The 14,374-nt window shown below is 70.6% G+C and carries 9 protein-coding genes; all 9 read left to right on the plus strand.

What is annotated here, in order from left to right; all coding sequences use genetic code 11:
- Window positions 1-11: 11 nt before the first annotated feature.
- The 9 genes from AB0E78_RS39080 to AB0E78_RS39120 are packed head-to-tail and all read left to right on the plus strand — an operon-like array spanning window position 12 to window position 14,373.
- Window positions 12-1,328, plus strand: coding sequence for a nucleotide sugar dehydrogenase (locus tag AB0E78_RS39080; RefSeq protein ID WP_361843605.1), 1,317 nt, complete (start codon window positions 12-14; stop codon window positions 1,326-1,328).
- Window positions 1,318-2,586 carry a glycosyltransferase family 4 protein gene (locus AB0E78_RS39085; RefSeq protein WP_361843607.1) on the plus strand — a complete coding sequence of 423 codons (1,269 nt, stop codon included), beginning with the start codon at window positions 1,318-1,320 and terminating at the stop codon, window positions 2,584-2,586. The genes AB0E78_RS39080 and AB0E78_RS39085 overlap by 11 nt, the downstream gene beginning before the upstream one ends.
- On the plus strand, window positions 2,583-3,944 hold the full coding sequence (locus tag AB0E78_RS39090) for a Wzz/FepE/Etk N-terminal domain-containing protein (protein WP_361843610.1): 1,362 nt from the start codon (window positions 2,583-2,585) through the stop codon (window positions 3,942-3,944). Before AB0E78_RS39085 ends, AB0E78_RS39090 begins: the two co-directional genes overlap by 4 nt.
- Window positions 3,941-5,470, plus strand: coding sequence for a Wzz/FepE/Etk N-terminal domain-containing protein (locus AB0E78_RS39095; protein ID WP_361843612.1), 1,530 nt, complete (start codon window positions 3,941-3,943; stop codon window positions 5,468-5,470). Before AB0E78_RS39090 ends, AB0E78_RS39095 begins: the two co-directional genes overlap by 4 nt.
- A 2-nt stretch (window positions 5,471-5,472) precedes the next feature.
- Window positions 5,473-7,401: an asparagine synthase (glutamine-hydrolyzing) gene (gene asnB, locus AB0E78_RS39100; protein WP_361843614.1), complete on the plus strand. Its 1,929-nt coding sequence runs from the start codon at window positions 5,473-5,475 to the stop codon at window positions 7,399-7,401.
- A 32-nt stretch (window positions 7,402-7,433) separates the two neighbouring features.
- Complete coding sequence (locus tag AB0E78_RS39105; RefSeq protein WP_361843617.1) at window positions 7,434-9,626, plus strand: bi-domain-containing oxidoreductase; 2,193 nt, start codon at window positions 7,434-7,436, stop codon at window positions 9,624-9,626.
- Window positions 9,623-11,590, plus strand: a complete 1,968-nt coding sequence (locus AB0E78_RS39110; RefSeq protein WP_361843619.1) for an alginate lyase family protein — start codon at window positions 9,623-9,625, stop codon at window positions 11,588-11,590. Before AB0E78_RS39105 ends, AB0E78_RS39110 begins: the two co-directional genes overlap by 4 nt.
- 13 nt (window positions 11,591-11,603) lie before the next feature.
- The gene (locus AB0E78_RS39115) at window positions 11,604-13,139 is read left to right on the plus strand and encodes a right-handed parallel beta-helix repeat-containing protein (protein ID WP_361843622.1); all 1,536 of its coding nucleotides are present in this window, start codon (window positions 11,604-11,606) and stop codon (window positions 13,137-13,139) included.
- 1 nt (window position 13,140) lies between these two features.
- Window positions 13,141-14,373, plus strand: a complete 1,233-nt coding sequence (locus AB0E78_RS39120) for an O-antigen ligase domain-containing protein (RefSeq protein ID WP_361843625.1) — start codon at window positions 13,141-13,143, stop codon at window positions 14,371-14,373.
- The last annotated feature ends 1 nt before the right edge of the window (window position 14,374 follow it).

Genomic DNA, 14,374 nt, shown 5'->3' on the forward strand with positions numbered 1-14,374 from the left:
AGGAGCGGGATATGAGGGTCAGCGTCTTAGGGCTTGGTTACGTGGGCTGCGTGTCGGCCGCGTGCCTGGCGGGCCTGGGTCATGAGGTCATCGGAGTGGACGTCAACCAGGTGAAGGTCGACCTGGTCAACGACGGCAAGGCCCCGGTGGTCGAGGAGCGGATCGGCGATCTCATCGCCGAGGTCGTGCGGACCGGAGCGCTGCGCGCCACCACCGACGTCCGCGAGGCGATCATGGGCAGCGACGTGTCGCTGATCTGTGTGGGCACGCCGTCGGAGCCCAACGGCAGTCTGTGCACCACCTACTTGGAGCGGGTCACCGAGCAGATCGGCGCCGCGCTGGCCGAGCGGGACGGGCGGCACACCGTCGTGTTCCGCAGCACGATGCTCCCGGGCACCTGCTTGAACCTACTGGTGCCCATTCTGGAGAAGCACGTCGGCGGCACGGCCGGGGTGGACTTCGGGGTGGCGGTCAACCCGGAGTTCCTGCGCGAGGGCACGAGCGTGCGGGACTTCTTCGACCCGCCGAAGACCGTCATCGGCGAGTTCGACGCGGCGAGCGGCGACGTGGTGGCGGCGCTGTACGACGGCCTGCCCGGCGAAGTCTTCCGGGTGCCGGTCCCGACGGCCGAGGCGATCAAGTACGCGGACAACGCGTTCCACGGCCTCAAGATCGGCTTCGCGAACGAGCTGGGCGCGGTGTGCCAGGCGCTCGGGGTGGACTCGCATCAGGTGATGGACGTGTTCCTGGCCGACCGCAAGCTGAACATCAGCCCCGCCTATCTGCGGCCCGGCTTCGCCTTCGGCGGCTCCTGCCTGCCCAAGGACCTGCGCAGCCTGCTCTACGCGGCGCAACGGGCCGACGTCTCGGTGCCCATCCTCGCCCACGTGCTGCCCTCCAACTCCGACCATCTGCAGCGTGCGGTGGAGCTGGTGGAGCGCACCGGCAAGCGCAAGGTGGGCATCTTCGGTCTTTCCTTCAAGCCCGGCACCGATGACCTCCGCGAGAGCCCGCTCGTCGAGCTGGCGGAGAGGCTCTTCGGCAAGGGGTACGACCTGCGGATCTACGACGCCAACGTGAGCCTCTCCCGGCTGCTCGGCGCGAACCGCGAGTACATCGAGACCCGGCTGCCGCACATCGCGCAACTGCTCGTGGACTCCGTCGACGAGGTCCTCGAGCACGCCGAGGTGTGCCTGGTCGGAACCAAGGATCCAGCCGTCGTTTCGGCGCTGCCCCATGGCGACAGCCCGGTGATCGTCGATCTCATCCGCCTTCCCGACGCGGAGACGCGCCGAACCGAACCGGGGTACATAGGCCTTGCTTGGTAACAACGCGACCAGCGACGACCGGCCGGACCGGAGCGCGCTGATCCTCGTGGAAAACCTGTCGGTGCCGTTCGACCGGCGGGTGTGGCAGGAATGCACGACACTGCGCGACGCGGGCTGGAAGGTACACGTCATCTGCCCCCAGGGGGTGAAGCGGGACACCGAGCCGGAGGCCGAGATCGACGGGGTGCGGATCCACCGCTACCCCTTGCGCGCGGCCACCGGAGGTCCTTCCGGCTACCTGCGGGAGTACGGATCCGCGCTGTGGCACACGGTCCGGCTGGCCCGGAAGGTCGGCCCGGTCGATGTGGTCCACGCGTGCAACCCGCCCGACCTGCTGTTCCTGCCGGCGCTGTGGATGAAGCGGCGTGGCGCGCGGTTCATCTTCGACCAACACGACCTGGTGCCGGAGTTGTACCTCTCGCGGTTCGACCGCGGCGAGGATCTGCTCTACCGCGCCGTGTGCGCGCTGGAACGGCGGACCTACCGGGCCGCGAACGTCGTGCTCGCCACGAACGAGAGCTACCGGGACGTCGCGGTGCGCCGTGGCGGCCGGCGGCCGGAGGACGTCTTCGTGGTGCGCAGCGCGCCCGACATCGACCGGTTCGCGCCCGTGCCGGCCGAGCCGGAGCTGAAGCGCGGCAAGCCTCATCTGCTGTGCTACCTCGGCGTCATGGGCCCGCAGGACGGCGTCGACTACGCCTTGCGTGCCCTGGCGAAGCTGCGCGACGAACTCGGGCGGACCGACTGGCACGCGGTGTTCGTCGGCGGCGGCGACACCTTCGACGCGATGGTGGAGCTGTCCCGGCAGCTCGGGCTCTCGGAGCAAGTGGAGTTCACCGGCCGCATACCGGACGCCGACCTGGTGCGGTACCTGTCCACCGCGGACGTGTGCCTCTCCCCCGACCCGCACAATCCGCTCAATGACGTGTCCACCATGAACAAGGTCCTCGAGTACATGGTGATGGGCCGGCCGATCGTCTCGTTCGACCTCAGGGAGGCGCGAGTCTCCGCCGGTGACGCCGCGGTCTACGCGCCCGCCAACGACGAGGCCGAATTCGCCAAGCTCGTCGCACTTCTCCTGGACGATCCGGAGCAGCGGGCCCGGATGGGCAAGATCGGCCAGGAGCGGATCAGCGGTCAGCTTTCCTGGCGGAACTCCCAGCGCTCGCTGCTCGCCGCGTACGCCGCTGCCTGCCGTGACCAGATTCCGGTGTCGGCGGGCGGCCCGGTCCGGACAGGGCGGAGGCCGCGGCGTTGAGCGACGACACGATACGCCTGGTCACGCTCGGGCGGATTTTCCGTCGGCGGTGGCGGCTTCTCGCCGCCCTCGCCGTGGTGGGCGCCCTCGTCGGCTACGGCGCCTCCTTGCTGTTCCCCCCGAGCTACACGACCTCGGCATCGGTACTGCTGCCGGGGCAGTGGGAGGAGCGTGAACTGCTGACCCAGGCGGAGATCGCGAGCAGCTCGGAGGTGGTCGACCGCACGGCCGACACGCTCCACTGGAGCGGCGTCAACGGCACCGACCTGCGGGATCAGGTGAGTGCCAAGGCCACCGACGGCAACATCATCAAGATCTCGGGGACGGCCGAGACCCCGGGGCGCGCGCAGCGGCTCTCCGACGAGGTGGCCCAGCAGTTCGTCACCTTCGCCGCGCGGATCGCGGGCGACAACCCCGACTCCGAATCGGCGACGGGGCCCGATGCGCTGCGGCAGAAGGTGGTGCAGACCAACCGCCGCATCTCCGACCTGGCCAATGCGGCCGATCCGGGGCAGACCGTGGAGAGCGTGCAGGCCCGCACCGAGCTCGAGAAGCTGCGCACCGCGCTGGCGGAGGCCATGAAGAAGCTGGACCAGGCCGACCCGGCGGCGAACAAGGCCAGCATGGTCGTCATGGGTTCGGCGGCCCGGCCGACCGGCGAGGCTCCGCCGACGAGGATGCAACTGATCGTCGCCGGGGCGCTGTTGTCCTTCCTGCTCGCGGTCATCGGCCATCTCGCCGCCACACGGATGAACCGTCGGCTGCGCACCGAACCGGAGATCACCGCGGCGCTTGGCGCGGCGCTCATCGGCACCGTCGACGTACCTGGTGAAGGCCTCGCGCACGGGTCGGAGGGCGGTGGCCCGCGGGCCTGGATCCGCCGACTGCTCGGCATCGACACGCGGTGGGACATGCCGACCCCGCGGGCATCCGGCGACGAGGCCAGCAGACGCACCCGCTTCCGGCGGGTGTGCGCCCGCATCCGAAACCAAGTGCCTGCCCCCCGGCGGCTGCTGGTCGTCGTCCCGGACGGCGACGAGATCGCCCGCCGGGCCGCCGACCAGCTCTCCGCCGAGGCCACGAACGATCCGCTGCTGCGGGTGGCCGACGTTTCGGTGGACCGTCCGATGGTGCCCGACCGCGACACCGAGTCCGGTGTCCTGGTCGTGCTCAGCGCGGGCAGTCGGACCACGGGAGAGCTCACCGGCATCGCCGGGGCGTGCAAGGACGCGGGGCACGAGGTCGTCGGCATCGTCGTCGCCGACGCGGTCCGGGCCCGTCCGGCACGGACCTCCGGCCGTCCTCCGCAGCCCGCCGCGATGGCGGTCGGCGACAACGCGCGGGGAGGTTCGGCGTGACCACGAGCAAGACTTCGGAGTCGTCGGCCGCCGCCCCGCTCCTCGATCTTCAGGCACTGGTGGTCGCGGTGCGCAGGCGCCGCCGCCTCTGGTCCTCCCTGGCGCTGCTCGGGCTGCTGATCGGCGCCGCGGTGGCGGTCCTGATGCCGCCGCCGCCGACCGCGGTGACCAAGGTGCTCGTCACACATCAGGAGGACCAGGCGAACGACACCGGCACGCTGATCCGTACCGACGTCGAGCTGCTGGGGACGACGCGGATCGCCGGCCAGGCCCTGAAGTCCCTCAAGTCCCCGGAAAAACCGGAAGACTTCATGCAGGACTACCGCGGTACCGGCGTGACCAACAACCTGCTGCAGATCGACGTGACGGCCGACACCGAAGCGCAAGCGGTGGCCCGGGCCAAGGCGCTGGCCGACACGTTCGTCGCCGACCATGTGCGGCGGATGCGGGAGACCGCGAAGGCCGAGTCCAAGGCACTGATCGAACAGCGTGACCGCATGCGGGTCGAACTCGCCAAGGTCAACAAGGAGATCGGCGACCGGTCTCCGGACAGCGACCCGAAATCGTCGGCGAGCGTCGAGTCCCTCTTCGCGCGCCGGGCCGAACTCAACTCGCGGATCGCGGACTTCGACCAGCGTGCCGCGGAGGCGCGCACCGGTACGCCAAAGATCATCGCCGGTACGCAGGTCGTCGACGCCCCCCGCGCGTTGCGGTACTCCCTGCCCAAGGCCGCCGTCACCAACGCCGCGATCGGGTTCATCCTCGGGCTCGTCCTCGGCCTCGCGGTGGCCGCGGTCGGCGCGGTGGTGGCCGGCCGACCCGTACTGCGCCGGGAGATCTCGGCGAACCTGGGTGCCTCGGTCATCGCGGAGCTGCATCGCGCGCGCCGCCGGCCGGCCAAGCTGTGGCAGCGCCGACGGAACCGGGCGGCACGTGAACGGCTCACGGCGACCCTGGCCCGCACGGTACGCGGCTCCGCGGAGCCGGTGTCGCTGCTCGAACTGGGCTGTGCGCGCACCACGAGCGTGATCGCACTGGACGTCGCCAGGGCACTGGCGGCGGATGGACCGGTGGTCATCGTCGACGGTCTGCCAGGACCGCAGCTCGCCAACAGCCGCCGGGAACCCGGAGATCCGGCCGTGGTCAGCGGTGAGCGTGCCGTGGCCGTGGACCATCAGGTGCGCCGGCTCGGCGTCGGCTCGGTCGCGCCCGGCACGGCGTGGACCGACCTCCAGTACCTCGGTGGCCGGACCGTGCTCGTCGTGCGTGCCGGGCACGGCAGCGCCACATGGCTGCACACCGTGGCGCGGCAACTCGCCGACCAGCGCATTCCGGTGCTCGGTGTGGTGCTGATCGACCCCGACCCGCGCGACCGGACCGACGGCACGCTCTGGGACGGGCTGCACGTCGCGCTGCGAGGACGCAGCGAGCGGCCGGCCCGGCAGAACGAGATGGGCCAGCCGCCGACGGAGCGGCAGCCGATGTGGGCCGCACGAGTCCCCGACAGTGACCAGGAGGCGCGCTAGACATGTGTGGCATCGCAGGTACGTACCGATGGCCGGACGGGAAGTCCGTGACCGACCGGCTCACCGATACCCTCGCCCACCGCGGGCCGGACGGGGCAGGCCGGTACAGCCACGCCACCGGTGACGGCGAAGTGCACCTGGGGCACCGTCGGCTGGCCATCATCGACCTGTCCGAGACCGGCGCCCAGCCGATGGTCTCGGACGGCCTCGCCCTCACGTACAACGGCGAGCTGTACAACGCGCCCGAGCTGCGTGCCGAGCTGACAGCGGCCGGGGTGCGCTTCCGCGGCACCTCCGACACCGAGGTGCTGCTCGAGGCCTGGCGGCGGTGGGGCACCGACTGCCTGCCCCGGCTGCGCGGCATGTTCGCGTTCGGAATCTTCGACGAGCGCACCGGTGAACTGGTGCTCGCCCGCGACCAGCTCGGCATCAAACCACTGTTCCTGCTCCGGCGCGGCGGGGGTGTGGTGTTCGCCTCCGAGCTCAAGGCGCTCGCCACCGCCACCGGCGGGTCCCTGGAGGTGGACCACGCGGCGCTGGTGGCCTCGCTTCTGTACTACTGGGTGCCGGACTCGCGCTGTGCGTTCCGCGAAGCGGAGAAGCTGCCTCCGGGGAGCTGGCTCAGGTGCCGGCCCGACGGCCAGGTGGAGCGCGGCCGGTACTGGCACCTGAAGGACGTCGCCGCCGAGGGCCGCGAGCGGGCCCGCAGCGGCGAGCTGCCGGACCTGGCCGCCATCGTCGAGGAGTCGACGCGGCAGCACCTGCTGTCCGACGTACCCGTGGCGACCTTCCTCTCCGGCGGTCTCGACTCCAGCTATCTGACCGCGCTTGCGGCCCGCGACCGGCCCGGGATCTCCGCGTACACGATCGGGTTCCGTGCCGAGGACGCCAAGTTCGAGGCGATGCCGGACGACCTGCGCTATGCCCGGCAGGTGGCCGAGCAGTTCGGCGTCGACCTGCACGAGATCGAGATCGCTCCGAATGTGCTCGACCTGCTCCCCCAGATGACGTACCACCTGGATGAGCCGATCGGTGACCCCGCCGCGATCAACACCTACCTGATCTGCTCGGCCGCCCGGGAGGCCGGGGTCAAGGTGATGCTCTCGGGGATGGGTGCCGACGAGCTGTTCGCCGGGTACCGCAAGCACTTGGCCAACCTGCTCGCGCTGCGCTACCAGCGCGTCCCGCGTCCCCTGCGGCGCGGGGTGTCCGCGGCCGTGGACCGGCTGCCGGTCGCCTCGGCCCGCCGGGGGTACCGGTCGGTGCGCTTCGCGAAGCGGTTCCTGTCCTTCGCCGATCTGCCGGAGGAGACCGCGTTCCGGCGCAGCTACACGATGTACGACCAGGACGAGCTGCTCGCCCTGGTCAATCCGGACCTGGCCGGGACGGTCGACGACGTACTGACCGAGCATGCGGACATCTACGAGGACAACGAACTCGACGACTTCGTCAACCGCATGTGCCTCGGCGATGCCCGGATGTTCCTGCCGGGCCTGAACCTCGCTTACACGGACCGGTCGAGCATGGCCGCGTCGACCGAGGTCCGGGTCCCGTACGTGGACGTCGAGGTGGTCAAGGCGGCGTTCGCCGTGCCCGGCGATCGCAAGATCGTCGGACGGCAGGGCAAGGCCATCCTCAAGGAGGCGGCCACCTCGGTCCTGCCCAAGGAGATCGTGTACCGGCCCAAGGGGCTGTTCAGCGCTCCGCTGCGCGCCTGGATGAGCCGGGATCTGGCACCGCTGGTGCGCGAGGTGGTGAACGACGGGGTTCTCGTCAACTCCGGGTTCCTGCGCCGGGACGCGCTGGCACGGATGGTCGCCGAGGACGCCGCGGGTCAGCGGGACTTCTCCAAGCATCTGTGGCACGTGCTGACCCTTGAGTACTGGTATCGCGACGCGACCTCTGGCTCCGGCCAGAGACAAGCGGCTTGACGGCTTTGAACGTAGAAATAAGAGGAGCTCGGGTGAAACAGGTCGTTCAGAACTACAAGAGTGGCGAACTGACGCTGCTCGACGTGCCCGTGCCGGGGTGCAAGGCGGACGGCGTGCTGGTGCGCAGCGCCTTTTCGCTGATCTCCACCGGAACCGAGCTCATGAAGGTGTCCGAGGCCGGCATGTCGATGGTGGGCAAGGCCCGCTCCCGGCCGGACCAGGTGGCCAAGGTCATGCAGAGCGTGGCCACCAACGGGGTGCCCGCCACGTACCGCAAGGTGATGGGAAAGCTGGACTCCTATACGCCGCTGGGGTACTCGCTGTGCGGCGTGGTCGAGCAGGTCGGCAGTGGGATCGACGATGTGTCGGTCGGTGACCTCGTGGCCTGCGCGGGCAATGAGCACGCGTTGCACGCCGAGCTGAACTGGGTGCCGAAGAATCTCTACACCCCGGTGCCGGACGGCCTCGCGCCCCGCCACGCGGCCTTCGGCACCGTCGGGTCGATCGCGATGCAGGGCGTCCGTCAGGGCGAGCCTCAGCTCGGCGAGGTGGCCCTGGTCATCGGCCTCGGTCTGATCGGGCAGCTGGTGGTGCAGCTCCTCGTCGCCGCGGGGGTCCGCGTCGTCGGGGTCGACCCCGACCCGTCGCGCTGCGAGCTCGCCGAGCGTCTGGGCGCCGCGGCCTGCGGCGATCCCGCGTCCGCGGCCGTGGAAGCGGCCGTCGCCGAACTCACCGCCGGTCACGGCGTGGACCAGGTGTACCTGGCCGCCGGTGGCGGCACCAACGGGCCCGTCGAGCTGGCCGCCAAGCTCTGCCGGGACCGCGGCCGGGTCGTCGACATCGGCAAGTGCCGCCTGGACCTGCCGTGGAACGCGTACTACGAGAAGGAACTCGACGTACGGTTCTCGCGCTCGTACGGCCCCGGGCGCTATGACCCTTCGTACGAGCTGGAAGGGCGCGACTACCCGATCGGCTACGTGCGCTGGACCGAGCGCCGCAACCTGGCGTGCTTCCTCGATCTCGTCGCGCGCGGCAGTGTCGATGTGGAGCCGCTGATCTCGCACATAGCCGACTTCGACGACGCCGTCGAGACGTACCAGCGCCTGAAGGACGGCGACCTGAAGGCCGTGGCCGTGCTGTTCCGCTACCCCGGCCCCGTCGACAGCCCGGCGGAGTCGGTCGCCCCGGCGGTGGCCGTGCCCGCCGTGAAGCGACCCACCGGCAAGGTGTCCGCTCCGGCCCGTGCTGCCAAGTCACCGGTGCGACTCGCGTTCGTCGGCGCGGGAAACTACGCGACGTCGATGCTGCTGCCGCACCTGGCAAACCGCGACGGCGTCGCCTTGTCGACGGTCGTCACCACGACGGCGCTCTCCGCGGCCAACGCGCAGCGTAAGTTCGGCTTCGCCCAGGCGACCACCGACCTGGACGCCGTGCTCGGCGACAAGTCCATCGACGCGGTGTTCGTGGTCACCCGGCACAGCTCGCACGCCGAACTGACCCGCCAGGCACTCCTGGCGGGCAAGACCGTGTTCGTGGAGAAGCCCCTGGCCCTCACCGAGGACGAGCTGGCCGGCGTACTCGCGGCGGTCGAGGAGTCCGGCAACGACCGGCTGCAGGTGGGCTTCAACCGCCGGTTCTCGCCGCTGCTGCAAGAGGCCAAGAAGCGGTTCGGCGCCCGGACCGGTCCGGCGAGCGTCCGCTATCTCGTGAACGCGGGCCGGCTCGGGCACGGCAGCTGGTACCTCCAACAGGGCACCGAGGGCTCGCGGTTCGCCGGGGAGGGCGGACACTTCATCGACACGGCGAGCTGGCTGCTCGGGGCCGACCCGGTATCGGTGTACTCCATCGGATCGTCCGGCAACGAGGACCTGCAGATCGTGCTGCGCTACCCGGACGAGTCCACCGCCACGATCAGCTACGTCACCTCCGGTCCCGCGGCTTTCCCCAAGGAGACGCTGGACATGGTCGCGGACGGCCACGCACTGCGGCTCGACGACTTCGTCCGCGCCTCGGTCTACGGCCGTAAGCGCTGGGTGAGTTCGCGGCTGCCCAAGGCCAGGGACAAGGGCCAGTCCGCCGAACTGGCCGCGTTCATCAAGGCCGTGCGGGCCGGGGGGCCGATGCCGGTGCCGCTGGAGTCGCTCGTCGCCACCACGGCGGCCACCCTCGCCGTGCAGACCGGACTGGTCGGCGGAGCACCGGTGACGTTGGCGAGGGCACGATGACCGTGAAGTCGGGGAGCCCGGGCTGGTACCTGCGGCGGCTGTCCCGGATGGGACCGCGGGAGGTCGGCGGCCGGGTGGGCGATACGGTGCGCAGGCGGCGGTGGCGGTCGGCGCGGCCGCACTGCCCGAGCGTGACCGGCGCCCGGTTCACCGCGGTGCTGCCCGCAGGGACGCTCGCCGAAGTCCCGCCGGACGCGGCGAAACGTCTCATCGCCGAGGCGGATCGCCTGATGGCCGGGCACGCCGAGTACTTCGGCGTGGAGCGCGACGACCTGGTCGACCCGGACTGGTGGAGCGACCCGAAGACCGGGCGCCGCGCACCGTGGGGCTATGCCTTCGACGTGCCCTACCGCAACGAGGACGCGGTCGGGGACATCAAGCAGATCTGGGAGCTGTCCCGGCATCAGTACCTCACCGTGCTGGCCGCCGCGTACGCGCTCACCGGGAACGAGCGGTACGCCGAGCGCGTGGCCGAGCACCTGCGCTCGTGGTGGTCGGCCAACCCACCGCTGCGTGGCGTGCACTGGATCAGCGGCATCGAGCTGGGGATCCGGCTGCTTTCCTGGGTGTGGGTCCGGCGGCTGCTCGACGGCTGGCCGGGCGTGGCCGGACTGTTCGAGGACAATCCGGTGGCGCTGAACCAGATCTGGCACCACCAGCGCTGGCTGGCCGCTTTCCCCAGCCGGGGATCTTCGGCGAACAACCATGTCATCGCCGAGGCCGCCGGTCAGCTCGCCGCGGCCTGCGCGTTCGGCTGGTTCCCTTCGTCGGCACGCTGGCGGGCGGGCGCGCTGCGGTCGCTGGAGCGGCACCTGCGCGGCAACACCTTCGACTCCGGCCTCAACCGAGAGCTGGCCACCGAGTACCACGGGCTCGTCCTCGAGCTGGGCCTTGCCGCGGTGGCCGAGGCGGACGCGGCGGACGTGCCGGTCCCCGCGTCGATCCGGCTCGTGCTGCTGCGGATGACCGACGCGCTCGCGGCCATCGTGGACAGCCGGTTGCGGCCTCCTCGCCAGGGGGACGCCGATGACGGGCACGGCCTGATCGTGGACGGCGCGGGCACCGACCGCTGGGCCTCGCTGCTCGCCACCGGAGACGCCGTGTTCGGCCGGCTCGACTGGTGGCCGACGGTGACCGGCGCCGATGTGCGCACGCCGCTCCTTGCCGCGCTCATCCGGCCGTACGCGAAGAAGGGAAGCGCACCGGCCGAGGCCCGCCCGGCGAGCCGGCCAGGGCACTTCGCCGACGCGGGCATGACCATACTGCGCGGTCCGGCAGGGATCTGGTGCCGCTGCGACGGTGGTCCGCACGGCTTCCTCTCCATCGCCGCGCACGCCCACGCGGACGCGCTCTCGGTGGAGGTCCGGCACGACGGGGTCGACGTACTCGCCGACCCGGGGACCTTCTGCTACCACGGGCAGCCGGAGTGGCGGCAGTACTTCCGGTCGACCCTCGGCCACAACACCCTGCAACTGGACGGCGGCGACCAGTCCGTCTCCGGCGGCCCGTTCCTCTGGACCCGGCATGCCCGCACCCGCGTCCTGACCGCGGACCCGTCCGACGAGGGCGTGTCCCGCTGGTGCGCCGAGCACGACGGCTACCAGAACTCCGTGCACCGCCGCCGGGTGGAGCTCACGGCCGCGAACCACGAGCTGAAGGTCGTCGACGAGATACGCGGGCCGCGCCGGGCCGTGCACCTCACCTTCCACCTCGGCCCGACGATCGCCGCGGACCTGGTGGGGAACTGGGCCGTGCTCACCTGGACCCGCGAGGGCGAGGACCGCTTCGCGGTGCTTGACCTGCCCGGGCAGCTGCGCTGGCGCGCGCACCGCGGCGAGACCGATCCGCCGCTGGGCTGGTACTCCACCGGCTTCGGCCGCAAGGAACCCGCGACAACGCTGGTCGGCACCGGTTTCGCCGACGGCACCGAGGGGTTCACCACCGTACTCAGGTTCCGTGACTAGGAAGGGAGGAGGAGTGAGGATGAAGTGGCGGCACTGGGCATATCCTGCGGCACCGCTGGCGCTGGTCCTGCTGGCGGCGACCGGCTGTGAGAGCACGTCGGGCTCCCCGGCGGCCGAGCCGACCGCCCAGCCCTCCACGTCCGGCGCCCGCCCCGTGGCACGGGTGTGCGCCAAGCCCGCGGCCGGACCGGCGAAGGCGCCGAAGGGCGCGGTGACGGTCGACCCGGCGAAGGTCGGTGATCTGACCGCGAAGACCAAGAGCAACCCCCCGAAGACCACGTTCTGGCTCCGGCCGGGCAAGCACAGGCTCGATCCTGACCGCTACTCCCAGGTCATCCCCAAGAAGGGGAACCGCTACCTCGGCGCGCCGGGCGCGGTGTTCGACGGCGGGAAGACCAATCAGTACGCGTTCGGGGGCAAGGCAGCGGACGTCACCATCCGCCACCTGACCGTGCAGCGTTTCGTTGCGCCGCCGGACGAGGGCGTGGTCAACCACGACTCGGCCGACGGGTGGGTGATCGAGCACGCGACGATCCAGAAGAACTCCGGTGCCGGACTGATGGCCGGTGCCCGCCAGCGGGTCCGCGCCAGCTGCCTGCGCGACAACGGGCAGTACGGCATGAACGCGTACAAGGCCAAGGGCCGTATCACCGGCCTGGTGGTCGAGGGCAACGAGATCGTGGGCAACAACACCGGCGACTGGGAGCGGCGGCGCAAGGGCTGCGGCTGTACCGGAGGCATCAAGTTCTGGGCCGTGAACGGCGCCGACGTGCGCGGCAACTGGGTGCACGACAACCGCGGGACCGGCCTGTGGGCGGACACCAACAACAACGACTTCCGCATCGAGAACAACGTGCTCGAGGCCAACGACGGTGCCGCGCTGATCTACGAGACCAGCTACAACGCGGTCATCCGGAAGAACACGATCCGGCGGAACAACTGGGTCGAGGGCCGCAAGTACGCCGACCGCGACGACAACTTCCCGTACGCGACGGTCTATTTGTCCGAGTCCGGCGGCGAGCCACGGGTCAAGGCCCGTACGGACAAGATCGAGGTCTCCGGGAACGTGCTGGAGAACAACTGGTCCGGCATCACCCTGTGGGAGAACGCCGACCGGTTCTGCAACAGCCCGGCCAACACCTCCTCCGGCGACTGCACGTTGCTGGTGAGGGACACCGACCGCTGCGCGAAGCCGGCGATCTCCAAGGCACCGCTCTACGCCGACTGCCGGTGGAAGACCCAGCGGGTGGACATCCACGGCAACCGCTTCGTCCTGGACAAGTCCGTCGTCGAGTGCACGGCGATGTGCGACCGGATGGCGGTGCTCGCCAACTACGGCACCTATCCGGACTGGTCGCCCTACCAGGGCGAGCGGGTGGCCGAGGCGATCACGAACAAGCAGCACAACCGCTGGCACGACAACGTCTACGTCGGGCCCTGGAAGTTCGTGGCCCACGACCCGAGCCGGGTCCTGGACTCGGGGCAGTGGCAGGGCCCGTCGTACCGTCAGGACAAGGGCAGCACCTTCCGCGCGCGGGAGGGGGATTGAGATGGGCGGGGAACACACGCCGAAGCTCGTCGGGGCGGCCTGGGGGCTGCTGATTCTCAACACACTCGGCTCCGCCGGGGCGGTGACCATCGTGCCGCTCCCCCGCTCGCTCATCCAGATGGTCACCATGGGCGCACTGGTCGCCGCGTTCGCGCTGGCGCTCGCGGTCAATCTCCGGCTGAGCATCCGCCCCAGTGCCTTCGTGCTCCTGCTCACCCTGCTGATCGTGCCGAGCGTGATCTCCAGCGTGAACCTGGAGTCCGGGTTCGGCGCGCTGTTCCGCTGCGGCAGGCTGGCCCTCTTCGTCGCCACGCTATGGCTGCTCAGCCGCTGGTGGGACGGTGGCCTGGCGTTCGTCCGGAGCCACATCCGCGTGTACTTCGCGGTGCTCGGGTCGGTGGCCGCAGGCCTGGTCATCTCGCCGGGCGCGGCCATGCCCGAGCTCTACGGCGGACGCCTGGTCGGCGCGCTGTGGCCGCTCACCCCGCCGCAGATCGGCCAGTACGCCGCGGTGATCGTCGGGCTCACCGTGCTGCTCGTCCTGGGCCGCCGGATCGACAGGGCCAGCGCGGTCGTGGTCATCGTGCCGTCGCTCATCCTGCTCGCGCTGACCCATACCCGGACGGCCACGCTCGGCCTGTTCCTCGGGCTGACACTGGCGGTCGGATCCCTCCTGCTCACCAGCGCCGCCGCCCGCCGGTTCTTCACCTGGGCGGTGGTGTGCGCCGTGGTGGCCGGGGTGGGGTTCGCCTCCGCGCTGCAGGTGTGGTTCCTGCGGGGACAGAGCCAGGAGGGCTTGTCCAGCCTGACCGGTCGGGCCAAGGTCTGGGACGCCCTGCTTGCGGCGCCCCGGTCGACCTCGGAGCAGTTGTTCGGCATGGGCCTTGGCGACAAGTCGTTCGGCGGGCTGCCGATCGACAACAGCTGGCTGGCCGTTTACCACGAACAGGGCTGGATCGGCGTCACGTTGGTGGCAGCGATCTTCATCGTGCTCGGCGGCGTCGCGTTGCTGCGGCCGCCGTCGCTGGCGAGGGCCTGTGCGATCTTCCTGATCAGTTACTGCGCGATCGCGTCGTACACCGAGGCCGGTCTCGGCGACGCCTCGCCGTATCTGCTGCATCTGGGCCTGGCCGCCTCGCTGCTCGCCGCGCCCGCCGCGGCCGCTCCCCTCTCCACACCCGCAGTTCCACGACGACGCGTCCCGCGATGGGCCCAGAGAGCGGAGGTGAGCTGAG

Origin of the sequence: Streptomyces sp. NPDC032198 (assembly GCF_040636975.1) — a bacterium.
Lineage (GTDB): Bacteria > Actinomycetota > Actinomycetes > Streptomycetales > Streptomycetaceae > Streptomyces.

Excerpts from the sequence above, each read along its gene's own strand:
- AB0E78_RS39080 (WP_361843605.1), top strand. The coding sequence starts at position 12 with ATGAGGGTCAGCGTCTTAGGGCTTGGTTACGTGGGCTGCGTGTCGGCC.
- AB0E78_RS39110 (WP_361843619.1), top strand. The coding sequence starts at position 9,623 with ATGACCGTGAAGTCGGGGAGCCCGGGCTGGTACCTGCGGCGGCTGTCC.
- AB0E78_RS39120 (WP_361843625.1), top strand. The coding sequence starts at position 13,141 with ATGGGCGGGGAACACACGCCGAAGCTCGTCGGGGCGGCCTGGGGGCTG.
- asnB (WP_361843614.1), top strand. The coding sequence starts at position 5,473 with ATGTGTGGCATCGCAGGTACGTACCGATGGCCGGACGGGAAGTCCGTG.